This is a genomic window from Streptomyces sp. NPDC001493 (genome assembly GCF_053597235.1).
Genome location: NZ_JBSFHV010000004.1, coordinates 369,582 through 393,344, shown reverse-complemented (window position 1 = coordinate 393,344; position 23,763 = coordinate 369,582). Strand labels below are relative to the sequence as shown.

The following is a 23,763-nucleotide window of genomic DNA, read 5'->3' as shown; positions in this document are numbered from 1 at the left end:
GTGTCCGTCAGCCCAGTTCCGCCGCCTCCACGAGCTTCCAGGCGGGACCGCCGCCGTCCCGCGCGACCCGGCCGAAGACGACGTCGGCGAAGTGGATGCCGAAGCCGATCGTGCCGGGTTCGGCCAGCTCGTCCACGAGGCGGCGGCGGTGCTCGGCGGACCGGGCGGGATCGGAGTCGTACACACAGGACCACTCGGGGTGGTCCACCTGGACCGGTGAGTGCAGGGAGTCGCCGAAGGCGATCAGCCGGGTCCCGCCCCCGGTGATGACGAACTCCGTGTGCCCGGCGGTGTGGCCGGGGGCGAGCCGGACGCGTACGCCCGGGAAGATCTCCTGCCCGTCGGTCACCGTACGGACCCGCGGCGCGAGAGCGGCGATGTCCGCCGCGGAGGTGTGCCCCGCCCCGGGTGTCGCGTGCCCGGCCCACTCCGCCTCGGCCACCAGGTAATCGGCGCGGGTGAAGACGGGCCGGTCCTCGCCCGGGGCGATGTACGCGGCCCAGCCGAGGTGGTCGGGGTGCAGGTGGCTGAAGGCCACCGCTTCGATCTGCTCGGGCCCGCGGCCGAGTTCGGCCAGGCTGTCCAGCAGGGCGCCGCCGTACATGGTGCCGTTCGGTGTTCCCGGTTCGGCCGGCAGCGCGTACGGGCCTAGCCCCGCGTCGATCAGCAGCGCCCGGTCGCCGTGCTCCACCAGCAGGCCGCCGACGCTCGCCACCAGGTGGCCGGAGGCGTCCAGATACTCCGGGTGGGCCGCCCAGGTCTCGTCGGTGGAGTCCGGCAACCAGGCACCCGGCCGCCCCTGGATCGCCCCGTCGGGCACGTACGACACCGTCGTGTCGCCCAGCCGCAACGAGCGGATCCCCGCCGCGCGCCGCAAACGTTCGCCCTGATCGACCGCAGGGTTCGTCATGGTTCCCCTCCTCGTCCGGCATGTGGCATGCCGTAGGCCGTGCGCCGTGTCGGGGGGCCGCCGAGACCTCGTGGTGGCCGCCCGGCACCACGATAAGCATCAAGTTTGAATCATTCAAGCTGTAATTATTCTGGCTTGATGGAGTTGCTAGGGTGGGGCCATGACACCCTCGCCGGAAGTTCGAGCCGACCGAACGGACCGAACGGACCGAGCCGACCGAACGGACCGAGCCGTCGCCGAGCGGGAAGTGTGCGGCCTGGTGAACGGACTGGCCCACCAGATCGCCGACCACGTACGCCAACGCGCCGTCACCCTCGGGCTGACCGCGGCACAGGCGACCGCGCTGCGGGAGATGACCGGGCCGATGACCATGCGCGAGCTCGCCGAACGCATGAGCTGCGAGCCCTCCAACGCCACCTACGTCATCGACAAGCTCGAAGGGCAGGGCCTGGTCGAGCGCCGCCCCCACCCGACCGACCGCCGCGCCCGGCACCTCGTCCTCACCGCCGAGGGCGACGCCCTGCGTGAGCGGCTCCTCGAACTCCTCACCCAGGACTCACCCCTGGGCGCCCTCACCCCGGCGCAGCAGCGCGCCCTCCAGGAGCTGCTGGAGAAGACCGTCGTCCGGCCCTGAGGCGACTGCTCCCGGCCCGTCGCGGCCGGGGTGCGACGAAGCACGCGGACCGGGCCGGGGGCGCCGAGCGGACCCCCGCGCCGGGCCGCGTCCGCAGCCGCGTCAGGAGACCAGGGCGGTGCCCAGGTCTTCCGTCGCGAGGTAGGGGTTGAGCAGGGGGTGGCGGCTGCCGACCGAGACGTCCCGCCAGTAGCGCTGCAGGGCGTTCGTGGTGCGGAAGCCGCTGGCGCCGTGCAGGTCGAGCAGCCGGTCGACGGCTTCCCGGCAGTCCCTCGCGGCGCCCGTCAGGCTCATCTGAAGGCGTGCGCGGCCGACTTCGGTGAGGCCGTCCCGCGCGCTGTCACGGGCGACGGCCAGCATGGTCTGCTCGGCCCGGTCCACGAGCCGCGCGGACTCGGCGAGCCAGTGGCGTGCGCCGGGAGACTCGCCCATGCGGGCATAGCCGGTCATGTAGGGCTTGCGAGCGGACTCGAACATCTCCCGGACCACGTGCAGCGCGCCCTGCATCGCTCCGACCATCGGTGCCAGCACGCACACGGCGAAGAACAGCCGCTGCTGCGGCTGCGGCGGGGTGACGGGCGCGGTCCGGCCGGTCTCCACCAGGAGGCCGTCGGCGACAAGGCGCTGGCTCCCGGTGCCGCGCATCCCGGCCATCTGCCAGTTCCGCTCGACGGTCAGGTCCGCGACGGGGACCACCATGACGTGGTACACGCCGTCGATCATCAGCGCGAGCTGTGCCCAGTCGGCGTCCTCGCAGCCGGAGACGGAGTCCCACCGGCCGGTGACACGCACACCGCCCGCCTCGCGGACTCCCTGACCCGTGGGAGCACCGCTGCCGCAGGCGAGCGCGTCGGGATCGGCGAAGAACTCCTTGCGTACCGGTTCGTCGAAGCTCTGGGCGAAAAGGGTCTTGGCGGTCGCGCAGGTGCCGGCGATCCATGCGGCGGACGGACAGGCCCGGCCGATCTCCGTCAGCCGGACGGCGCTCGCCGACGCGTCGGCCCAGGCACCGCCGTACTCGACGGGCGTCCGCAGAGCCAGCGCTCCGCTCCTCCGCAGCGCCTCCACGCTCGCCGCCGCCAGGCGGTCCTGCCGCTCGGTCACCTCGGCATGGGCGAGCAGGACCTGCTCGTGTTCATCGTGGGCTGTCGCACGGGTCGTCATGCTGTCGAGTCAACCGGCCGCCCCGCCGGGCGGCCATGGCCGCATGAGGCGCAGGCATACGCGTCTGTGCGTCAGCCACTGTTGTTAGCGTTCATGGGTGGACATTCTCAGCGAGATGATCGGCAGTGTTCGGCTCGGACGTGCCCGCGCTCGCCGGTTCAGGGAATCAGGTTCCTGGGGCATGCGCTGGGACGCGTTCGTCGGCAGCGGCTTCCACGTCGTAGTGCGGGGCCGGGGCTGGCTCGTCACGGCGGACGATCCGCCCCGCGCCCTCGGCCCGGGGGACGTCGTCCTCGTCCCGTCCGGCGTGAGGCACGGTCTGAGCCCCGTCCCCTGCGCACTCGACGAGCTGCCTCTCGGCGACCTGACCGGGAAACCGCCGCCGGACGGTCCCGCCGACTTCGAGTTCCTGTGCGGGGCCTACCGCCTCGCACACGGGCAGGTGCACGCGTACCTGCTCTCGCTCCCCGACTTCATCGTGGCCTCGCCCGACGACGGAGACCCCGAACTGGCCTCGTTGGTCGGTCTGCTCGTCGCCGACCTGTCCCGGCCGGGTCCGGGCACGGAGGCGACCCGCGCGGCACTGCTGGATCTGCTGCTGGTGCACGTACTGCGCGCGTGGCTGGGCGATCACCCCGGCCGGGACTGGCCGCTCGTCGGAGATCCGGCCGTCGTCGAGGCCCTGCGGCACATCCACCGCGAGCCGCACAGGCCCTGGACGGTCACTCAGCTCAGCGCCGCCATAGGCATGTCACGCACCACGTTCACGCGCCGGTTCGCCGGGCACATGGGCAAACCGCCCCAGGTCTACCTGACCGGGGTGCGGCTGTCCCGGGGCGCCCGGCTGCTGCGCGAGACCGACGCGCCGCTGGCGGCCGTCGCCCGTCAGATCGGGTACTCGACGGAGTTCGCGTTCGGCGCCGCCTTCCGCCGGGAGTACGGCATCTCTCCCGGCCGCTTCCGGGACGCCGTGCACACCGATCCCGGGGTGATCGATCCCGTGGCCGTCGAGGGTGTGCGCACCGAGCCCGCCGTTGTCGATCCCGTGGCCGTCGAGCGCGGGCGCACCGAGCCCGTGGCCGTGGAGCCCGTGGTCCGGGACGACCGGCACGAGCATGCCGGTACGGCGCCCGGACCGTAGGGCGACGGGGGAGCCCCCTTCACGTCCCCCGTCGTTCGAGCACGGACGCGCGAACCGCTCACGGACGGGAGTGCAACGGTGTTAACAAATACGACATTCAGCTGATCAGAAGCGATGGTGATCTTCGTGTGTGCCGGCGATGAGCCGGAGCGGGCGCCCTCCTCCGGGGGTGGCGCCGACCACGCACGAGAGGAACCGCCGCATGTCCATACCCCGTTCCCGGCGCCCAGGACCGCGCCGGACGGCGGGCCCGGTGCAGGCCACCGTCGCCGCCCTCGCCCTCGCTCTGACCCTCCCCATGACCGGTACCGCCTTCGCCGACCCGGCGTCCTCGAAGGCGGACCCGGAACCGGCGGCCACCACCGCCACCGGGTCGGCCGCCGACCGCAGTTGGTCGGTCACGCGCTCGGCCGACGGCTACCACGTCACCCTGAAGCTCGACGAGCCCCTGCCCGTACGCGACGCGCTCCCCGAGATCGCCGTCGACGGCGCCTCCCTCGGATACGCCCGGCAGACCACCGACGGACACACCCTCTCCCTGGTCACCACCGACCTGCGCGCCGCCCACCCGGACGACGTCCGGGTCGCCTGGAACGGCGCCACCGACACGGTCACCAAGTCCCAGCACGCCCCCCGGGGCACCGGCCGCCACGGCAGGCCCACCGCCACCGCCGCCACGCTCACCGAGGCCGCCACCGCGAAGGGCCGCTACCACGTGGCCCGCGCCGACTACGACTTCGGCGACACCGCCGTCACCCTCGGCGGCCTGAGCGACCGCGCCGCCGAACTCCGCGCCGCCGTCTGGGTACCGACCGACGCCAAGGGCGAACGCCCCGTCGTGCTCTTCCTGCACGGCCGCCACTCCGCCTGCTGGAACGCCGACACCTCCAAGACCAACAACGCCGCCTGGCCCTGCCCCGATGGCTACCGGCCCATCCCCAGCTACCTCGGCTACAACGCCACCGCCGAGACCCTCGCCTCCCAGGGGTACGCGGTCGTCTCCGTCAGCGCGGACGGCATCAACGCCCAGGACGCCTCCTTCACCGACGACGCCGGAACCCTCGCCCGGGGACAGCTCGTCCTCGACCACCTCGACCTGCTCGCCCGCGCCGACAAGGGCACCGCACCCGGCATGAGCCGCCTGCTGAAGGGCCGTCTGGACCTCTCCAGCGTCGGCCTCATGGGCCACTCGCGCGGCGGCGAGGGCGTCGTCAAGGCCGCCCTGCTCAACGCGGGCCGCGCCCACCCGTACGGCATCGACGCCGTACTCCCGCTCGCCCCCATCGACTTCGGCCGCGAGACGCTCCCCGACGTGCCGATGGCCGTCGTCCTGCCGTACTGCGACGGGGACGTCTCCAACCAGCAGGGCCAGCACTTCTACGACGACAGCCGCTACACCGGCGCCGACGACGACGTCCTGCGCTCCTCGCTGATGGTGATGGGCGCGGACCACAACTTCTTCAACACCGAGTGGACCCCCGGCGTCGCCGTCGCCCCCGCGAGCGACGACTGGTCCGCCTCCACCGACGCGGTGTGCGGCGGAGCCTCGCCCACCACCACCCGGCTGACCGCCGCCGAGCAGTCGGAAGCCGGTACGGCCATCATGTCCGGGTTCTTCCAGCTCACCCTGGGCGGCCAGGACCGCTTCCTCCCCCTCTTCGACGGCAGCCTCGGCACCTCGACCACCGTCGGCGCGGCCACCGTGTACAGCGAGGCCCAGGCCCCCGGCCGCAGCCGCTCCGACATCGCCCCGCTGACCGGTCCGGCGTCCAACGTCACCGTCACCGGCGGCACCGGCACCTACTGCGCGGGCTTCACCGGCCGCCCCACCATCAGCGCCCTCGGCGCCTGCACCAGCTCCACCGGCACCTCCCGCTTCCCGTCCTGGACCCCCGCCAACTACGCGGGCAACGTCGAAGCCACCCCGCTGCTCCACCTCACCTGGCCGGACAGCCCGGCCAACACGGACACCCCCGCCAGGGCGGTCGTCGAGGTCCCCAAGGGCTCCCGTGACGTGCGGCGCTACGACAGCCTCGCCTTCCGGGCCGCCGTCGACGAGAACGGACCCGACACCGACCTGACCGTCCAGCTCACCGACGGACGCGGCCGCACCGCCGCCGTGGCCCTCTCCTCGCTCAGCGACGCGCTGAAGGCATACCCGTCCTCCGGCACCAGCACCCTGCTGCCCAAGACCTGGCTCCAGACGGTGAACTGGCCGCTGGCGAAGGTGCGCGGCGTGGACCTCTCGGACATCCGCCGCATCACCCTGACCGCCCCCGCGACCGCCGGCGGGGCCTACCTCTCCGACGTGGCCTTCCAGACCGTCGAAGCGGGGCACGGCGGCCCGAGCGACCTCCCGCAGGTCTCCGTCACCGGCGCCACCACCGCCGAGAACGCCGGTACCGTCCCCGTCACGGTCACCCTCTCCCGCCCCTCCCGCACCCCGGTGACCGTCAGCCTCCAGACCGTGGCCGGCACCGGCACGCAACTCACCACCGCCGCCCGGAAGATCACCTTCCCCGCGCGCAGCACCTCGGTCACGGTCCCGCTGCCCGTCGTGGACGACAGCGCGGCCCAGCCCGCCGCCGACACGGTCTACAAGATCTACGTCTCGGCGCCCGTCGGCGCGGTGATCGGACAGAACTACGCCCGGATCACCGTCCACGACGACGAGTCCGCCGCCTGACCCACCCCTGAAGGCGGACGACGACGGCCTGGCCGGGACACCCTCCCCGGCCGGGCCGTCGTCACGGCCCCCGCTCCCCGTACAGCGGTGTCGGCGCCACCCGATACCGTCGATCCATGCCCAACGCGCCCACCCCGCCCCCCAACCTGGCAGTCCTCGAAGGGGTCCTGGAGCGGATCACCTACGCCAACGAGGAGAACGGGTACACCGTCGCCCGCGTCGACACCGGGCGCGGCGGCGACCTCCTCACCGTGGTGGGCTCGCTGCTCGGCGCGCAGCCGGGGGAGTCGCTCCGGATGGAGGGCCGCTGGGCCTCCCACCCGCAGTACGGCAAGCAGTTCGTCGTGGAGAACTACACGACGGTGCTCCCCGCCACCATCCAGGGCATCCGCCGCTACCTCGGCTCCGGGCTGATCAAGGGCATCGGCCCGGTCATGGCCGACCGGATCACCACCCACTTCGGCACCGACACCCTCGACATCATCGAGAACGCGCCCAAGCGGCTCGTCGAGGTCCCCGGGCTCGGCCCGAAACGCACCAAGAAGATCGCCGACGCCTGGGAGGAGCAGAAGGCGATCAAGGAGGTCATGATCTTCCTCCAGTCGGTCGGGGTCTCGACCTCGATCGCGGTGCGGATCTACAAGAAGTACGAGGACGCCTCGATCTCCGTCGTGAAGAACCAGCCCTACCGGCTGGCCGCCGACGTCTGGGGCATCGGCTTCCTGACCGCCGACCGGATCGCGCAGGCGGTCGGCATCCCGCACGACAGCCCGGAACGCGTGCGCGCCGGACTCCAGTACGCCCTCTCCCAGTCCTCCGACCAGGGCCACTGCTACCTCCCCGAGGAACGGCTGATCGCGGACGGCGTGAAACTGCTCCAGGTCGACACCGGCCTTGTCATCGAGTGCCTCGCCGAACTCGCCGCCGACCCGGAGGGCGTCGTACGCGAGAAGGTGCCGTCCCCGGAGGGCGGGGAGCCGGTGACGGCGGTCTACCTCGTGCCCTTCCACCGCGCGGAGCTGTCCCTCGCCGGCCAGGTCCGCCGGCTGCTGCGGACCCCGGAGGACCGGATGCCCGCGTTCCAGGACGTGGACTGGGAGAAGGCGCTGGAGTGGCTGGCCCGGCGGACCGGCGCGACCCTCGCCCCCGAACAGGAGGCGGCGGTACGGCTCGCGTTGAGCCAGAAGGTGGCCGTGCTGACCGGCGGACCGGGGTGCGGGAAGTCGTTCACCGTACGGTCCGTGGTCGAGCTGGCCCGAGCGAAGAAGGCGAAGGTCGTACTGGCCGCCCCCACCGGCCGGGCCGCGAAGCGCCTCTCCGAACTGACCGGCGCCGAGGCGTCCACCGTGCACCGGCTCCTCGAACTGAAACCGGGCGGGGACGCCGCGTACGACAAGGACCGCCCGCTCGACGCCGATCTGGTGGTCGTGGACGAGGCGTCCATGCTCGATCTGCTGCTCGCCAACAAGCTCGTGAAGGCGGTGGCACCCGGTGCCCACCTCCTCCTCGTCGGCGACGTGGACCAGCTGCCGTCGGTCGGCGCGGGCGAGGTGCTGCGGGACCTGCTCGCCGAGGGCGGACCCGTCCCGGCCGTCCGGCTGACCCGGATCTTCCGCCAGGCCCAGCAGTCCGGCGTGGTCACCAACGCCCACCGCATCAACTCCGGACAGCCCCCGCTCACCCAGGGACTCGACGACTTCTTCCTCTTCGTGGAGGACGAGACGGAGGACGCCGGGGTGCTCGCCGTGGACGTGGCGGCCCGCCGCATCCCGAAGAAGTTCGGCCTCGACCCGCGCCGTGACATCCAGGTGCTCACCCCCATGCACCGGGGCCCGGCCGGCGCCGGGCACCTCAACGGCCTGCTCCAGCAGGTCATCACCCCGGGCCGCCCCGAGCTGCCGGAGAAGCGGTTCGGCGGCCGGGTCTTCCGGGTCGGCGACAAGGTCACCCAGATCCGCAACAACTACGAGAAGGGCGAGAACGGCGTCTTCAACGGCACCGTCGGCGTCGTGACCTCGCTCGACACCGACGAGCAGCGGCTGACCGTGCGCACCGACGAGGACGAGGAGATCGGCTACGACTTCGACGAGCTGGACGAGCTGGCCCACGCCTACGCCATGACGATCCACCGCTCCCAGGGCAGCGAGTACCCGGCGGTCGTCGTCCCCGTCACCACCAGCGCCTGGATGATGCTCCAGCGCAACCTCCTCTACACGGCCGTGACCCGGGCCAAGCGGCTCGTCGTCCTGGTCGGCTCCCGCAAGGCGATCGGGCAGGCCGTCCGCACGGTTTCCGCCGGGAGACGCTGTACGGCGCTGGATTTCCGGCTCAGGGGAGGGGCAGGGGGAGACTCACCGTAAAAAATGATCGATCAAATCGGTGGGAAACATCACGCGGGGCTTCCGGAACCAACGGGGAGGGGGCAGGATGACTAAGTTGGCGGCACTCAGTGCCGCCATTAGGTCCAATGGACGACCCCGAGTGCACTCTCCTGAGCCAAATGGGGGAGGGTGGAGACAGTCAGGGCACAGGGCACCTAGTCAGGGCACCTCGAAGAAGAGGCACTACGTCGGTGAGGGATGACGTGAGCGAGCACACCAACAACGCTGTAGTACTGCGGTACGGCGACGACGAGTACACCTACCCGGTGATCGACAGCACCGTCGGCGACAAGGGCTTCGACATCGGGAAGCTGCGGGCCAACACCGGCCTCGTGACGCTGGACAGCGGCTACGGCAACACCGCCGCCTATAAATCCGGCATCACCTACCTCGACGGTGAGCAGGGCATCCTCCGCTACCGCGGGTACCCGATCGAGCAGCTCGCCGAGAACTCGACCTTCCTTGAGGTCGCGTACACGCTGATCAACGGTGAGCTTCCGAAGGTCGACGAGCTGTCGACCTTCAAGAACGAGATCACCCAGCACACCCTGCTGCACGAGGACGTCAAGCGGTTCTTCGACGGCTTCCCGCGCGACGCCCACCCGATGGCCATGCTGTCCTCGGTCGTCAGCGCGCTGTCCACCTTCTACCAGGACAGCCACAACCCGTTCGACGAGGAGCAGCGTCACCTCTCGACGATCCGCCTGCTGGCGAAGCTCCCCACGATCGCGGCGTACGCGTACAAGAAGTCGATCGGTCACCCGTTCGTCTACCCGCGCAACGACCTCGGCTACGTCGAGAACTTCCTGCGCATGACCTTCTCGGTCCCCGCCCAGGAGTACGAGCTGGACCCGGTCGTCGTCTCGGCGCTGGACAAGCTGCTCATCCTGCACGCGGACCACGAGCAGAACTGTTCGACCTCCACCGTGCGTCTGGTCGGCTCCTCGCAGGCGAACATGTTCGCCTCGATCTCCGCCGGCATCTCCGCCCTGTGGGGCCCGCTGCACGGCGGCGCCAACCAGTCCGTGCTGGAGATGCTGGAAGGCATCCAGGCCAACGGCGGCGACGTCGACTCCTTCATCCGCAAGGTGAAGAACAAGGAGGACGGCGTCCGCCTGATGGGCTTCGGCCACCGGGTGTACAAGTCCTTCGACCCGCGCGCCAAGATCATCAAGTCGGCCGCGCACGACGTCCTGTCGGCCCTCGGCAAGTCCGACGAGCTGCTCGACATCGCGCTCAAGCTGGAGGAGCACGCGCTCTCCGACGAGTACTTCGTCTCGCGCAACCTCTACCCCAACGTGGACTTCTACACCGGTCTGATCTACCGGGCCATGGGCTTCCCGACCGAGATGTTCACCGTGCTCTTCGCGATCGGCCGCCTCCCCGGCTGGATCGCCCAGTGGCACGAGATGATCAAGGAGCCGGGATCCCGCATCGGCCGCCCGCGCCAGATCTACACGGGTGAGGTCCTCCGCGACTTCGTCCCGGTCGAGGGCCGCTGACGCACCCCGTCCGGCGCCTTCGGGCGCCCGGGTGGACCGGTACGGCGCGACGACCGCGTGAGCCGCGTGGCGCCGTACCCGTAGGGCCGCTCGCCGTAGTCGCTCCGTCGGCGTCGCCCGTAGGGCTCGTAGTACCTGCTGCCCCGCAGTGCCCGCACTGATCGAAGTACCCGCACCACCGCACCGCCCGGCCTCCTCGGCCGGCTGCCTTCGCCCCGCGTGCCGCGCTCGCCCAGAGCGCGGTGTCCGGGGCGATTCGGCGTTCCGGGGGGATTCGGTGCTCCGGGGCCGGGGCCGGGGCCTCGGGTGGGCCCCTCGAACTGGCCGGAAATAGCAGGAAGCGCCCCGCCGTCGATCCCCCCACGGGTCGACGAACAGGGCGCTTCCCATATCCCGGAGCGGATTCCCCCCACGGGATCCGGCCGGGCGTCCTCAGGGAGTCTGCACTCCCTTGTCCTGCTGCGGTCCGCCGGGGTACGTACGGGAGGGCCGCTCAAAGCTCCCCGATGCACGTGCCCCGGCCAACGCTTGCCATGAAGCGTCCCCCAAGACACTTCATCGGACGTCCCCCAAGACATCCTTGGCATCGCACTCTAAGACTCACGAACCCATTGAATGGTTACCCTCAAATCGATGTGATCTAAATCTCTTTGTGGAAATTACGTGAAGGAGCGCAGGCGCAGGCTGTTCGTCACGACGAACACGGAGGAGAACGCCATGGCGGCTCCCGCGATCATCGGGTTGAGCAGGCCGAACGCAGCAAGCGGCAGGGCCGCCACGTTGTACCCGAAGGCCCAGACGAGGTTGCCTCTGATGGTGGACAGCGTACGCCGCGAGAGGCGGATCGCGGCCCCCGTCACCTTGAGATCTCCACGTACCAATGTGAGATCGCTCGCCTCGATCGCCGCGTCCGTCCCCGTACCCATCGCCAGCCCCAGATCTGCGGTGGCGAGAGCGGCGGCGTCGTTCACGCCGTCACCGACCATCGCTACCGACCTGCCCTCCGCCTGCAGCCTTCGCACAACCTCCACCTTCTCCTGGGGCAGCACCTCGGCGTAGACCTCGTCGATCCCGACGGCACGCGCCACGGATTCGGCCACCGCCCGGTTGTCACCGGTCAGCAGCACCGGGCGCAGGCCGAGCCGGCGCAGCTCGGCGACCGCCTCGGCGCTGCTCTCCTTCACGGTGTCCCCGACCTCCAGGACCGCGCGGGCCTCCCCGTCCCAGCCGACCACCACGGCCGTGGTTCCGGTGGCCCCGGCGAGCGCCGACTCCAGCGCCGACGGCAGGGCGAACCCGGCCTCCGCCAGGAGCGCGGGCCGGCCGACGAGGACCGTACGGCCGTCCACCGTGCCGCGTACGCCGAGCCCGGGGGTGTTCCCGAAGCCGGTGACGGACGGCAGCGCCCCCAGGCGCTCCGCCGCCGCGGCGGCCACCGCGCGGGCGACCGGGTGCTCCGAGGCGTGCTCCAGCGCCCCGGCCAGCCGCAGCGCCTCGTCCTCGTCCGTCCCCGGCGCGGTGTGCACGGCCCGGAGCGCCATCCGGCCGGTGGTGACGGTACCGGTCTTGTCGAGCACGATCGTGTCGATGCGCCGGGTGGTCTCCAGGACCTCGGGACCCTTGATCAGGATGCCCAGCTGGGCGCCACGCCCCGTACCGACCATCAGAGCGGTGGGAGTGGCGAGCCCCAGGGCGCAGGGGCAGGCGATGATCAGTACGGCGACCGCGGCCGTGAACGCGGCCGTCACGTCGTCCGTCACCAGCAGCCAGGTGACCAGCGTGGCCACCGCGATCAGCAGCACCACCGGTACGAAGACCGCCGACACCCGGTCGGCGAGCCGCTGCACCTCCGCCTTGCCGTTCTGGGCGTCCTCCACGAGCCGGGCCATCCGGGCGAGCTGGGTGTCGGCCCCGACCCGGGTCGCCTCCACGACGAGCCGGCCCGAGACGTTCACCGTCGCCCCGGTGACCGCGGCCCCGGGACCCACGTCGACCGGCACGGACTCGCCGGTGAGCATCGAGGCGTCCACCGCGGACTCGCCCTCGGCCACCGTGCCGTCGGTGGCGATCTTCTCGCCGGGCCGCACCACGAACCGGTCGCCCACCGCGAGCCGGGCGACCGGGACGCGTACCTCCGTACCGTCGCTCCTCAGGACCGCCACGTCCCGCGCCCCGAGATGCATCAGCGCCCGCAGCGCCGAACCCGCCTTCCGCTTGGACCGGGCCTCCAGATAGCGGCCGAGCAGGATGAAGCTGACCACCCCGGCCGCGACCTCCAGATAGAGCGCGGAGGACGCGTCGGCCCGGGAGGCCACCAGATCGAAGCCGTGCCGCATGCCGGGCATCCCGGCGTCGCCGAAGAAGAGCGCCCACAGCGACCAGCCGAAGGCCGCCAGCGTGCCGACCGAGACCAGCGTGTCCATGGTGGCGGCGCCGTGCCGGAGATTGGTCCAGGCGGCGCGGTGGAACGGCAGCCCGCCCCAGACGACCACCGGAGCGGCGAGCGTCAGCGAGAGCCACTGCCAGTTGTCGAACTGGAGCGCCGGGACCATCGCGAGGAGGACCACCGGCACGGAGAGCAGCACCGACACGATCAGGCGCTGCCGGAGGGCGGCGAGGGGGCCGTCCTGCCCGTTCTCCGCGTCGGTGCCGGTGCCGGTGCCGGTGTCCTCGGCCTCCGCCCCGGCCGCCCCGCCGGGTATGGCGGCGGACCCCACGGGATCCGGTGCGGGCGGCGGTGGGGGTGGGGGCGGAGTGGCGGTGTAGCCGGTCCGCTCGACGGTCGCGACGAGATCCGCCAGATCCGTGTCGGGGCCGAAGGAGACGTGGGCCTTCTCGGTCGCGTAGTTGACCGTGGCGGTCACGCCGTCCATCCGGTTCAGCTTCTTCTCGACCCGCGCCGCGCAGGAGGCGCAGGTCATGCCGCCGATCATCAGCTCGGTCTCGGAGACTTCCGGGGCCGGGACCTCGGCTGTGGTGGTGCTGGCCATGTCCGAACTCCTGGGAGAAACACTTCAGGGCCGTACCCCACCAGTATCTGCTGGTGGCGTCCGGCCCGAAGGGTGGTGGGTGGTGGGTGCGGCGGCGGTCCGGGCGGCGTGCCCCGACGGGGTGCTCTCGGGGCCGTCGTCGGCCGGGCCGTGGTTGTTCGGGCCGCCGTCGGCCTGGCTGTTGTCGGCCGGGCCGTCGCCTTTCGGGCCGTTGCTGGTCAGGCCTTGCCGACGTACTCGTAGCCCGCCTCGTCGACGGCGGCGCGCACGGCTTCCTCGGTCAGCGGGGCACGGGAGGAGACGGTCACCTGGCCGCTCGCGGCGACGGCCTTCACCTCGGTCACCCCGTCGATGGCGGAGATCTCCTCGGAGACGGCGCCTTCGCAGTGACCGCAGGTCATGCCCTTGACCTCGTACACCGCGGTGACCGAGCCGATCGCCACCTCGGCGGGTGCGCCGTGGTCGGCCCCGGACGAGCAGCAGGAGCGGGCGGCGGCCTGAGGGATCTCGGTCTCGGCGGTCATGGTGTTCTCCTCTGATCGGATGCCGAAGGGCGTGGACCGCAGCACAGGCCGCAGGTCGAAAGCGCAACAAATCGGCATATTGAGCGTTGTATGAGGAGCTGGGGACATCCGGTGTGCACCCGGAGTGCACCCGGAGCGGTCCCTGGCCCCTTTGCCTCACTCCCCAGACTATACCCCTAGGGGGTATCAGGGCGAGCGCCTCGCTCCGGCCGTCGACGCCTCTCGCGCCCGCTCCTGCCGGGACCGCAGGACGAGGACGCGGAGCCACCAGACCCCGACCAGAGTGGTCGCCACCGTGCCGCCCACCGAGATCAGGGTGAAGAGGTGCTGCTGCTGGTCGGTCGGGTTTTCCAGGAACCCCCGGGCCGGAATCGAATCCACCTGCCCGTCGCCGGTGACCCGGGCGACCAGCCAGACCGCGATACCCCGCATCGAGTCCCACAGGGCATGCAGGACGGCGACCCCGAGGAAGGTTCCGACGACCGCCGGCGGAAAACGGAACCGGCCCTTCGCCTCCCGGTGGACCAGCAGGACCCCGCCGATGATCGCTGTCCACAGGCCGTGCCCGAAGGGGGAGAGCACCCCGCGCAGCACCTCGGTCTCCAGCAGCGCGCGCAGGTCGATGCCCTTCAGCGTGACCGCCGCGTTGAAGGCGTACCCGGCGCTCTCGAACGCCGCGAAACCGAACCCCACCGTGGCGCCCAGCACCAGCCCGGCCCTGCGGCCGCGGACGGAGTGGTGGCGGCGGAGTACGAACATCAGGGCGCCCACCTTCACCGCCTCCTCGATCAGCCCGACGCCGAGGAACAGCCAGACCGTGGTCTGGTGCAGCAGGTAGTACTCCAGGACCGAGGCGCCCAGCACCCCCAGGATTCCGCCCGTCAGGAACGAGCCCAGGATCAGCGACGGCCCGAGGTCCTCGCCGTGCCGCTCGTACGCCCACAGCACGAACACGGCCGGCACGAGAAAGCTGCCGAGCAGGATCAGCGTCGGCAGCAGCGTGGAGTTCTCGGTGAGGTACGTGGCCCCGGCGGCGAGGGCCCACGAGACGACCCCGCCCCAGAGGCAGCGCCGCCACAGGCCGGGCCGCGGCCGGGGCGCGCCCGGCGGGGCGGGCGGGGGACCGGGCGGCGACGGGGGCAGTGGTGGGGGTGGAGGCGGGGGCGGGGGTGGTGGGTCGTCGGAGGAGGACCAGTTCACGCCGGCTCCTGGTGGGGGCGCCTCCCGGCTCCCGGGAGGGGGATCAGGAGGGGGGCGATCGGGAGGGGGTTGGGGAAGTGGCGCGAGGGGGAGATCGCGCTGGATCGGTGAAAGTCGTGACGATCGGGGTGAACCGTGTGAGATCCGTACAGCCTATGGGCTGCGCCCGGGCGCGTCAGGGCCGGAACAAGAAGGGCGTGTCGTCGGCGCTCGGCGGTCGTTGGTGGGGCATGTCATCGCACTGTTTGGGATGTTCCGGGGCATATGCCAGTGAACGATGGCTCTGGTGCTCCCCGCGTCGCGCCCACCGCCGTGCCCCGCGTCGTGGCGTATGTGGTGCCGGGCGGTCGGACCGGGCCGTGCGGTCGGGGCGGGCAGGGCCGTCGGGGCGGTGGGGGCGGGCAGGGTGGTCGGGCCGGGCGGGGCGGTGGTGGCGGGCAAGGCGGTCAGGCGGAATCCGGGGTGCGGGAGAGCCGGTTCGCCTCGTCGAGCAGGGGATTCAGGTAGCGGAACATCACCGTCTTCAGCTCGCGGGCGTACGCCTCCCGCTCCTCGCCCTCGTGCGTCATGATCAGGTCGATTCCGGCCTTGAACAGCTGGAAGGACATGGTGCCGACGCGCTGTATCCGGGCGTCGGGAAGCTCCGGCAGGTATCCCGCGAGGAGGGCTTCGACGCGGGTGAGCATCGCGTCGTGCACGAGGTCGTGCTTCTCGGTGATGCGGCCGGGTACCTCGCCGCCGTGCATCAGGACGCAGAACGCCGGATTCTCCGTGTTGAAGGCGATCAGCGGATCGAGCACGGTGTCGAGCAGGCGGTCCAGCGCGAGCTCGGAGTGGCTCAGGGTGATGGCCTCGCCGTACGTCTCCTGCCAGCGGTGCAGCAGGCGATCGCCGAGTTCCACGGCGATCGCTTCCTTGTTGGGGAAGAACTGGTAGAGCGTGCCGGGCGAGACGCCGGCCTCGCGCGCGATGGCGTTGGTGCTGGCGGCGGTGTAGCCCTGCGTACGGAACACGTCGGCGGCGGCGGCGAGCAACTGGGCCATCCGGGCCTCGCCGCGCGCCTGGCGACGGCGGGGGGCCGGGGCGCTCGCGGCGCCGTCCGGGGCGGCGCCCGTACGTGCTCCGTCCCGCGCCCTCGGCTTCTGCGCCGCCGCATCCTCGGCGGTCGATTCCCTGGCGGCTGCTGCCGCTGCGGCGGCCCGCTCGGCTCCGGCCTCAGACATGGTTCATCCCCAGCCCTCGAGAGAGTGATTGACAAACACGAGCGAGCACTCGCATTCTTGAGAAACGCGAGCGACCACTCGTGTTTGCCAGTCTATGTGGCAATGGCCGGCCCGTGCTGCCCCGTGCAGCCCGGGCCTGGTGGAGGGGGCACCGCATCATGTCCGTAGTCGAGAGCCCGCGGCGGCTCGGTGGCTGGACCCGTTTCGTGACGGCGCGGCCTCGGCTCGCCCTGCTCGCGGCGCTCCTCTTCACCGCGCTCGCGGTGTTCGCGGGGAGCGGTGTCGGCGACCGGATGGGCAGCGGCGGCTGGAAGGCCCCGGACGCCGAATCGACCTGGACGACCCGGGCGCTGGAGAAGGAGTTCCCCGCCTCCCAGCCCAATCTCCTGCTGCTGATCGACAGCGGGCGGGCCTCGGTCGACGACCCGGCGGTGGTGGCCGAGGCATCGCGGCTCACCGCACGCCTGGCCGCCCAGGAAGGGGTCACCGGCGTCGGCTCGTACTGGCAGGGCTCCGCCCCCGCCCTGCGTGCCCGGGACGGACACGAAGCGCTGATCGCCGCCCACATCACCGGCGAGGAGAAGGGCTCCGGAGAGACGCTCGACCGGATCGCCCCGCTCTTCGAAGGGGAGCACGGGTCGGTGAAGGTCTCCGTCGGCGGACTGATCGCCGCACGGCACGAGATGCAGTCGATCATCCAGGAGGATCTGCTGAGGGCGGAGATGGTCGCCCTGCCGGTCACCCTCGTCCTGCTGGTGATGGTCTTCGGCAGCGCGGTGGCGGCCCTGCTCCCTCTCGGCGTGGGCATCGTGGCGATCCTGGGGACCAGCGCCGTGCTGCGCGGCATCACCGAGCTGACCGACGTCTCCGTCTTCGCCCAGAACCTCACGACCGCCCTCGGCCTCGGGCTCGCCGTCGACTACGCCCTGTTCATCGTGCGCCGCTTCCGTGAAGAGATGGCCGCCGGCGCCGACCCCCGCTCCGCGGTCGGCATCACCCTCCGCACGGCGGGCCGCACCGTGCTCTTCTCCGCGCTCACGGTCGCGGTCTCGCTCTCCGCGATGCTCGTCTTCCCCCAGTACTTCCTGCGCTCCTTCGCGTACGCCGGAATCGCCGTGGTGATCCTGGCGGCCGGGGCGGCCCTCATCGTCCTTCCGGCCGCGCTGGTGCTGCTCGGCCCCCGGGTCAACGCCCTGGACCTGCGGCGCGCGCTGGACCGCAGGAGAGGCGTCCGAGAGGTGCCGTCCGGGACGGCCGGCCGGGGGTGGGCCCGTCTCGCCGCGCTGGTGATGCGCCGCGCCCCGGTCTTCGCCCTGGTGACCGCGGCGGCGCTCGTCCTGCTCGGACTGCCCTTCCTGGGCGTGCGGTTCGGGATGGCCGACGACCGCCAGCTTCCCGCGGACTCCGCGTCCCGCATGGTGCAGGACCACATCCGCGAGGCCTTCCCCGGATCCCCGGGCGGCGACCTCACCCTGCTCGTCCGGGAGGCCGCCACCCCCGCCCAGTACGCGGCCCTCCGCGAGCGGATCGCCGCCACTGAAGGAGTGGCGCGGGTGGACGGGCCGCTGACGGCCGGCGATTCCGCCATCTACTCCGTGGTGCCCGAGGGCGAGGCGGCCGGGCCGGAGGCCCAGAAGCTCGTCCACGACCTCCGCGCGCTCGACGCACCCCTCCACGCCTCGGTGACCGGGACCGCCGCCGTACTCGTCGACTCGAAGGACGCCATCGCCGAACGGCTCCCCTGGGCGGTCGGCATCATCGCCGTGGTGACCCTGCTCCTGGTCTTCCTGCTCACCGGCAGCATCCTGATCCCCGTCCAGGCGGTCGTGCTCAACGCCCTCAGCCTGACCGCGATGTTCGGCGCGGTCGTCTGGGTCTTCCAGGAGGGCCACCTCTCCGGACTGCTCTCCTTCACCAGCACCGGCGACATCGAGACCACCCTGCCCGTGCTGATGTTCTGCGTCGCCTTCGGGCTCTCCATGGACTACGGCGTCTTCCTGCTCTCCCGCATCAAGGAGGAGTACGACCGCAGCGGCGACCACGAGGGCTCCATCGCCTTCGGACTGCGCCAGACCGGCGGACTCATCACCGCCGCCGCCGTGATCCTCGCCGTGGTGATGGTCGCCATAGGGACCTCGCGGGTGACCAACACCAAGATGCTCGGACTCGGCATCGCCCTGGCCGTGCTGATGGACGCCATGGTGGTGCGCAGCCTCTTGGTCCCGTCGGTCATGAAGGTGATGGGCCGCGCCACCTGGTGGGCGCCCGCCCCACTGCACGCCCTCCACCGGAGGTTCGGCCTCGACGAGGGAGCGGCCCCCGCCCCGTCCGCGCGGGCCGCGTGGCCCGCCGGGACCGTCGCACCCGTACCGGGCAGCCGGGGGGCGGACGGCGGGGGCGGCGGGACAGCACCGAAGGACCCGGGCCGGACCACGATCTCCAGCGGCAGTTGACGCCCCATCCGGTGGGACGCGACCGGGCGGCGCACCGTACCGTCCCCACCGGGGCGCATCACCGGGCGTTCCACCGGGACGCGAGACGTGACGGAAGGGCGGGGCCATGCGGGCAGTGGTGTTCGAGGAATTCGGTCAGGAGGCGCGGGTGCGTGAGGTGCCCGATCCGGTTCCCGCTCCCCAGGGGGTGGTGGTCCGGGTCGAGGCGACCGGGCTGTGTCGCAGCGACTGGCACGGCTGGATGGGGCACGACGACGGCATCACCCTCCCGCACGTACCGGGCCACGAACTCGCCGGAGTGGTCGAGGCCGTCGGATCCGGAGTCGTCGGCTGGCGCCCCGGCGACCGGGTCACCGTCCCGTTCGTCTGCGCCTGCGGGCGGTGCGCGGCCTGCGCCTCGGGGGCCCAGCAGGTGTGCGAGCACCAGACCCAGCCCGGCTTCACGCACTGGGGTTCGTTCGCCGAGTACGTCGCGCTGGAGCACGCCGACGTCAACCTGGTGGCCGTGCCCGAGGAGCTCTCCTTCGCCACGGCGGCGGGCCTGGGGTGCCGGTTCGCCACGGCGTTCCGCGCGGTCGTCGGTCAGGGCCGGGTCGCGCCGGGGGAGTGGGTCGCGGTGCACGGCTGCGGTGGGCTGGGGCTCTCCGCCGTGATGATCGCGGCGACCGCCGGGGCCCGGGTGGTGGCCGTGGACATCTCGGCCGCCGCTCTCGACCTGGCGAAGTCGTTCGGGGCGGCGGCGTGCGTGGACGCCTCGGCCCACCCGGAGGGCGCCGACGCCGTCGTCCGTGAACTCACCGGCGGAGGGGCGCATCTGTCGCTCGACGCCCTCGGCTCGCCGGTGACCTGCGCCGCCTCCGTACGCAGCCTGCGCCGGCGCGGACGCCATGTGCAGGTCGGGCTGCTGCCGACGGCGGCCGGGGACCCGGTCGTCCCGATGGCACGCGTGATCGCGCTGGAACTGGAGATCCTCGGCAGCCACGGAATGGCCGCCCACGACTACCCGCCGATGATGGACCTGGTCCGGGCGGGAACCCTGCGCCCCGACCGTCTGGTGACCTCCACCATCGGTCTCGCCGAAGCCCCCGCGGCGCTCGCCGCGATGGGCCGGGCCCCGGGAGCGGGGGTGACGATCATCGAACCGGGGCGTACCCGCCACGGGGCGCTCAGCGGGTGACCACTCAGCGGGTGGCCGCTCGGCGTGGGCCGCTCAGCCGGTGAGTGTGCGGACGCGGTTGCGGTTGCCGGGCCTGCGGGCGACCCAGTGGCGGACGGTGTCCGGGTACCAGTAGGGCCGGCCGTCCCGCACCTGGTCGGGGTCGGGAAGGAAGCCATGCTTGCGGTACGAGCGCACGGTGTCCGGCAGGACCCGGATGTGCGCGGCGATGTCCTTGTAGGACCAGAGCGTGCTGTCCGTCATCGAGTGTCGCCTCTCTGCGCGTTGCCGCACCGCAGCGGTGAGGAGGGACTGAAGGGGCTGCGGTGCACCGGCTGACGATCGGTCAGTGGTGTTCTGTCGAACGACCGGGAGCACCGACTGCGAGGTGTTGTCGCGCACCTGTGACGCATGCCGTACACAACCGGTACATGTCCCACGAAGACGGGCGGCCGTCGCCCGTGCCCCCCTGTGGGCGCACGGGCCCCGGGCCGCCGGGAAAGCACCTGGCGGCCGGGGAAGCCCGGGGAGGCAGGGGAAAGCCCGGGGCGGCCGGGGCGGCCCCTCGGCCGGTCAGGTGTCGGGCAGCCCCACGGCGTGCACGAATGCCTCGGCGAAGGCGTCGCACATCTCCTCGACGGAGGGGATCTGGAGACCGGGGACGAGTTCCAGGGCCGGTCGGAGCAGGAGGTGCATGAGCAGGGGGTTCGACATCTGGTGGATGAGCGCGATGAGCGGCAGGTCGCGGATGCGGCCCGCCTCGACCTCTGAGGCCAGCCACTCGCCGATGCTCGCGTAGAGGCGCGGGATCATGTGGCGTGCGAGGGCCTGCGTCGCGTCGTCCCCCGGGCGGGCCAGGACCTCGGCGAGGATCGCGGGGAGCACCCGGGGTTCGAGGCCGACGACGTGTGCGAGGTGCGCGTAGACCGCACGGACCGTGCCGCGCAGGTCCCCGGTGTGGGCGGCCAGGGCCGCCTCGATGTTCACGAACGGGCCGTACCGCTCGAAGATGGCCTGCATCATCCCGTCCCGGCCGCCGAACGCGGCGTAGAGGCTGTGCACCGAACACTCGGCCGCCGCCGCGACGCGTTCGAGGGAGAGCGCGGCCAGTCCGTCGCTGCTGATGAGTACGGCTCCCGCTTCGACGGCCCGCTCGCGCACCGGCCTCTGGCCGCCCGGATCGACTCCGGCGGCCCGGACCGCCTCGTCGAGGGCGTGCCGGGAGCCCCCGAGGCGGCGCAACAGGGTGCTGCGGGAGATGCCCGCTTCCTGGGCGATGGCTTGCACCGACACGTCGGCGACGGCCGTCTTGCGTGTCTGCGCTGCCCGGAGGGCTGCCTCGACCAGGTCGGACGGCACCTGGACCGCAGGCTGGAACTCTTCGTTTGACACACGCATCAATGTACCTTGTATTCTTGTATCAGTTTCTGTGGCGGGGGTGTCCGACCGTGCGAGCCGTCGCCCCGGCGCACTCTGCCCCGCTCTGCCGCCGAGCCTCGCGCGGAGCGCTACGTCCGGGGCCTGCGCCCCGCGCCGGTCCCTTCGTCCCTTCTCCTCCCGGCCCCGCGCTCCTCCCGGCCCCGCGCGTCACGACGGCCCGCCAGGCGTCCACCCACCGGCCCATCGCAAGGAGATCCGCCATGACCCAGCAAATCACCCCGCCCGCACCCGCCGGGCAGGCGCGCAAGCTCCTGGCCGTGGTCGTGGGCCTGGTCGCCGTCGTGATCCTCATGCTCTGCGCCTTCGCTCTGCCCTCGGTGAACAGCGGCCCCCACGGCCTCCCCGTCGGGGTCACCGGGTCCGCGCAGGCGGCCGGGGCCGTCTCCGGCGCGCTCTCCGACGAGGAATGGAACGTCACCACCTACGGCGACGAGGCCGCCCTGAAGGCCGCGATGGAGAACCGCGACATCATGGGCGGCATAGCGCTGACCCCCGGACACGTGACCGTCTACACGGCCACCGCCGGAGGCGCGCAGTCCGCCGCCGCGGTGACCGCCGTGGGGAACGGGATCGCGCACCAGCAGCAGGCCGAGGTGACCGTCACCGACCTCAAGCCGTTCACGGCCGACGACCCGAAGGGCGCGGGCTTCGCCGCCGCGGCGTTCCCCATGATCTTCGGCGGCATGATTCCCGCGGTGATCCTCACCCGTCTCTTCCCCGGACACACCGGACTCCGCCGCCGCCTCGCCGGAGGTGTCGCCTTCGCCCTGCTGGCCGGATTCGCGGTCACGGCCTTCCTTCAGTTCGGCACGGGCTCTCTCGACGGCGACTACGTGCTCAGCGGTCTCGGCCTGTCCCTGGGCATGGCCGCCCTGGTGATGACCCTGCTCGGGCTCGAAGCGCTGATGGGCATGGCCGGATTCGGCCTCGGTGCCGCCGTGGTCATGCTGCTCGGCAACCCGCTCTCCGGCCTGGCCAGTGGGGCCCACTGGCTGCCGAACGGCTGGGCCACGCTCGGACAGATCCTCCCGCCGGGTGCCTCCGGAAGCCTGCTGCGCGCCAACGCGTTCTTCGACGGCACCGGCGCCGGTGCGCCCGCCCTCGTGCTCGCCTGCTGGGCCGTGTTCGGCCTCGCCCTGATGCTGATCGCGGACCGGCGCGGCCACCGGGCCCCCGCCACCGCGCCGGAACCGCAGGCGCAACTCGCCTGACCCGACCTCACCGGTCGCCCATACGGGGAGGCGGGGGGGGTGGGGGTGGGCCACCACGTGACCCACCCCCACCCCGCCCCCATCCCCGCAGTCATGGAGTCAGGACGTCGGCGGTGGCGTGCCGCAGGAGCGGAGGTAGGCGCGGGTGCGGCGGGCGATCGGCAGCGGGGCGTCCGGGTCACAGGGGTACATGTCCTGCTCGACGATCGCGAAGAGGTCGGTGCCGAGCGCGCGCGCCGCTTCGAGTACCGGCTCCAGCGCCGGTACGCCGCGCGGCGGTTCGCACATCACGCCCCGGGCGACGGCGGGGCCGAAGGGCAGCTCCTCGGCGACCACCTTCGCCAGTACCTCGGGATCGACCTGCTTCAGGTGGAGGTAGCCGATCCGCTCCCCGTACGTCCGCAGCAGGGCGACGCTGTCGCCCCCGCAGTACGCGTAGTGCCCCGTGTCCAGGCAGAGGGAGACGAGATCGGGGTCGGTGGCGTCGAGGAACCGGTTGACGTTCTCCTCGCTGTCGATGTGGGTGTCGGCGTGCGGGTGGACGACGATCCGCAGCCCGTACCGGTCCCGTACCTCCCGGCCGAGCCGCTCGGTCTGGGTGGTGAGGTCGCGCCACTGCGCGGCGGTGAGGGTGCGGTCCTCCAGTACCTCGCCCGTCTTGTCGTCGCGCCAGAACGACGGGATGACGACGAGGTGTTCAGCGCCCATCGCCCGGGTCAGCCCGGCGATCCCGGCGACGTGCTCCCAGGTCCGTTCCCAGACCGCCGGCCCGTGGTGCAGCCCGGTGAACACGGTCCCGGCGGAGACCGAGAGCCCCCTGCGCCGGGTCTCGTCGGCGAGCCGGGCGGGATCGGTGGGCAGATAGCCGTACGGGCCCAGCTCGATCCACTCGTACCCCGCCGCCGCGACCTCGTCCAGGAAGCGCTGCCAGGGCACCTGCCGCGGATCGTCCGGGAACCAGACCCCCCAGGAGTCGGGTGCCGAGCCGATGCGGATACGCGAGGAGGCGGGTGCGGAACGGGTCATATCGGCCACACTCGGCCCCTGTCCCGGTGGAGTCAAGGGCGCGTCCGCATGTCCCGGCCAAATGTTGACGGTGTTTCGGGGTAGGGCTGTCCCGTGATCCGTGGCGGATGCCATGCGCGGCG

Annotated in this window: 17 protein-coding genes; 8 read left to right on the top strand and 9 right to left on the bottom strand. The window is 72.0% G+C overall.

Translation table 11 applies throughout. From position 1 onward, the window contains the following. Nucleotides 1-7: 7 nt before the first annotated feature. Nucleotides 8-910 carry an MBL fold metallo-hydrolase gene (locus tag ACWCWD_RS09350; RefSeq protein ID WP_450771431.1) on the bottom strand — a complete coding sequence of 301 codons (903 nt, stop codon included), beginning with the start codon at nt 908-910 and terminating at the stop codon, nt 8-10. 259 nt (nt 911-1,169) lie between these two features. On the opposite strand from ACWCWD_RS09350, the gene ACWCWD_RS09345 reads away from it, so the two are divergent. Beyond that, a complete protein-coding gene (locus tag ACWCWD_RS09345; RefSeq protein WP_450771429.1) occupies nt 1,170-1,544 on the top strand; it encodes a MarR family winged helix-turn-helix transcriptional regulator in 375 nt (124 codons plus the stop codon). Between the two features lie 102 nt (nt 1,545-1,646). Here ACWCWD_RS09345 and ACWCWD_RS09340 read toward each other — a convergent pair whose 3' ends face one another. Further along, nucleotides 1,647-2,708: an acyl-CoA dehydrogenase family protein gene (locus ACWCWD_RS09340; RefSeq protein ID WP_450771428.1), complete on the bottom strand. Its 1,062-nt coding sequence runs from the start codon at nt 2,706-2,708 to the stop codon at nt 1,647-1,649. A 97-nt stretch (nt 2,709-2,805) separates the two neighbouring features. On the opposite strand from ACWCWD_RS09340, the gene ACWCWD_RS09335 reads away from it, so the two are divergent. The 4 genes from ACWCWD_RS09335 (at nt 2,806) to ACWCWD_RS09320 (ending at nt 10,418) form a co-directional block, all read left to right on the top strand. After that, nucleotides 2,806-3,849, top strand: a complete 1,044-nt coding sequence (locus ACWCWD_RS09335; protein WP_450771426.1) for an AraC family transcriptional regulator — start codon at nt 2,806-2,808, stop codon at nt 3,847-3,849. Between the two features lie 202 nt (nt 3,850-4,051). Further along, nucleotides 4,052-6,535, top strand: a complete 2,484-nt coding sequence (locus ACWCWD_RS09330) for a hypothetical protein (RefSeq protein WP_450771425.1) — start codon at nt 4,052-4,054, stop codon at nt 6,533-6,535. 116 nt (nt 6,536-6,651) lie between these two features. Then, nucleotides 6,652-8,895, top strand: coding sequence for an SF1B family DNA helicase RecD2 (recD2, locus tag ACWCWD_RS09325; protein WP_450771423.1), 2,244 nt, complete (start codon nt 6,652-6,654; stop codon nt 8,893-8,895). 224 nt (nt 8,896-9,119) lie between these two features. Next, nucleotides 9,120-10,418 (top strand): citrate synthase, encoded by a 1,299-nt coding sequence (locus ACWCWD_RS09320; RefSeq protein ID WP_450771421.1) that lies wholly within the window; start codon nt 9,120-9,122, stop codon nt 10,416-10,418. Between the two features lie 659 nt (nt 10,419-11,077). Here ACWCWD_RS09320 and ACWCWD_RS09315 read toward each other — a convergent pair. The 4 genes from ACWCWD_RS09315 to ACWCWD_RS09300 form a co-directional block, all read right to left on the bottom strand. Further along, nucleotides 11,078-13,408: a heavy metal translocating P-type ATPase gene (locus ACWCWD_RS09315; RefSeq protein WP_450771420.1), complete on the bottom strand. Its 2,331-nt coding sequence runs from the start codon at nt 13,406-13,408 to the stop codon at nt 11,078-11,080. Nucleotides 13,409-13,626: 218 nt separating this feature from the next. Continuing rightward, a complete protein-coding gene (locus ACWCWD_RS09310) occupies nt 13,627-13,932 on the bottom strand; it encodes a heavy-metal-associated domain-containing protein (protein ID WP_450771418.1) in 306 nt (101 codons plus the stop codon). A gap of 186 nt (nt 13,933-14,118) precedes the next feature. Then, the gene (locus tag ACWCWD_RS09305; RefSeq protein WP_450771417.1) at nt 14,119-15,132 is read right to left on the bottom strand and encodes a PrsW family intramembrane metalloprotease; all 1,014 of its coding nucleotides are present in this window, start codon (nt 15,130-15,132) and stop codon (nt 14,119-14,121) included. Nucleotides 15,133-15,578: 446 nt separating this feature from the next. Continuing rightward, nucleotides 15,579-16,355, bottom strand: coding sequence for a TetR family transcriptional regulator (locus ACWCWD_RS09300; protein ID WP_450771415.1), 777 nt, complete (start codon nt 16,353-16,355; stop codon nt 15,579-15,581). Between the two features lie 158 nt (nt 16,356-16,513). Between ACWCWD_RS09300 and ACWCWD_RS09295 the strand changes: the two genes are divergently transcribed. Together ACWCWD_RS09295 and ACWCWD_RS09290 are read left to right on the top strand one after the other, a co-directional pair. Then, entirely contained in the window at nt 16,514-18,808 is a 2,295-nt protein-coding gene (locus tag ACWCWD_RS09295) for an MMPL family transporter (protein ID WP_450771414.1), read from the top strand. Between the two features lie 106 nt (nt 18,809-18,914). Next, entirely contained in the window at nt 18,915-19,985 is a 1,071-nt protein-coding gene (locus tag ACWCWD_RS09290; RefSeq protein ID WP_450771413.1) for a zinc-dependent alcohol dehydrogenase family protein, read from the top strand. A gap of 33 nt (nt 19,986-20,018) precedes the next feature. On the opposite strand, the gene ACWCWD_RS09285 is transcribed toward ACWCWD_RS09290, so the two are convergent. Together ACWCWD_RS09285 and ACWCWD_RS09280 are read right to left on the bottom strand one after the other, a co-directional pair. Continuing rightward, nucleotides 20,019-20,228: a MarR family transcriptional regulator gene (locus ACWCWD_RS09285; RefSeq protein WP_327175888.1), complete on the bottom strand. Its 210-nt coding sequence runs from the start codon at nt 20,226-20,228 to the stop codon at nt 20,019-20,021. Between the two features lie 309 nt (nt 20,229-20,537). Beyond that, entirely contained in the window at nt 20,538-21,356 is an 819-nt protein-coding gene (locus ACWCWD_RS09280; protein ID WP_450771412.1) for a TetR/AcrR family transcriptional regulator, read from the bottom strand. Nucleotides 21,357-21,604: 248 nt separating this feature from the next. Between ACWCWD_RS09280 and ACWCWD_RS09275 the strand changes: the two genes are divergently transcribed. Then, a complete protein-coding gene (locus ACWCWD_RS09275) occupies nt 21,605-22,615 on the top strand; it encodes a hypothetical protein (RefSeq protein ID WP_450771411.1) in 1,011 nt (336 codons plus the stop codon). A gap of 99 nt (nt 22,616-22,714) precedes the next feature. On the opposite strand, the gene ACWCWD_RS09270 is transcribed toward ACWCWD_RS09275, so the two are convergent. Further along, nucleotides 22,715-23,641: a sugar phosphate isomerase/epimerase family protein gene (locus ACWCWD_RS09270; RefSeq protein WP_450771409.1), complete on the bottom strand. Its 927-nt coding sequence runs from the start codon at nt 23,639-23,641 to the stop codon at nt 22,715-22,717. Between the last annotated feature and the right edge of the window lie 122 nt (nt 23,642-23,763).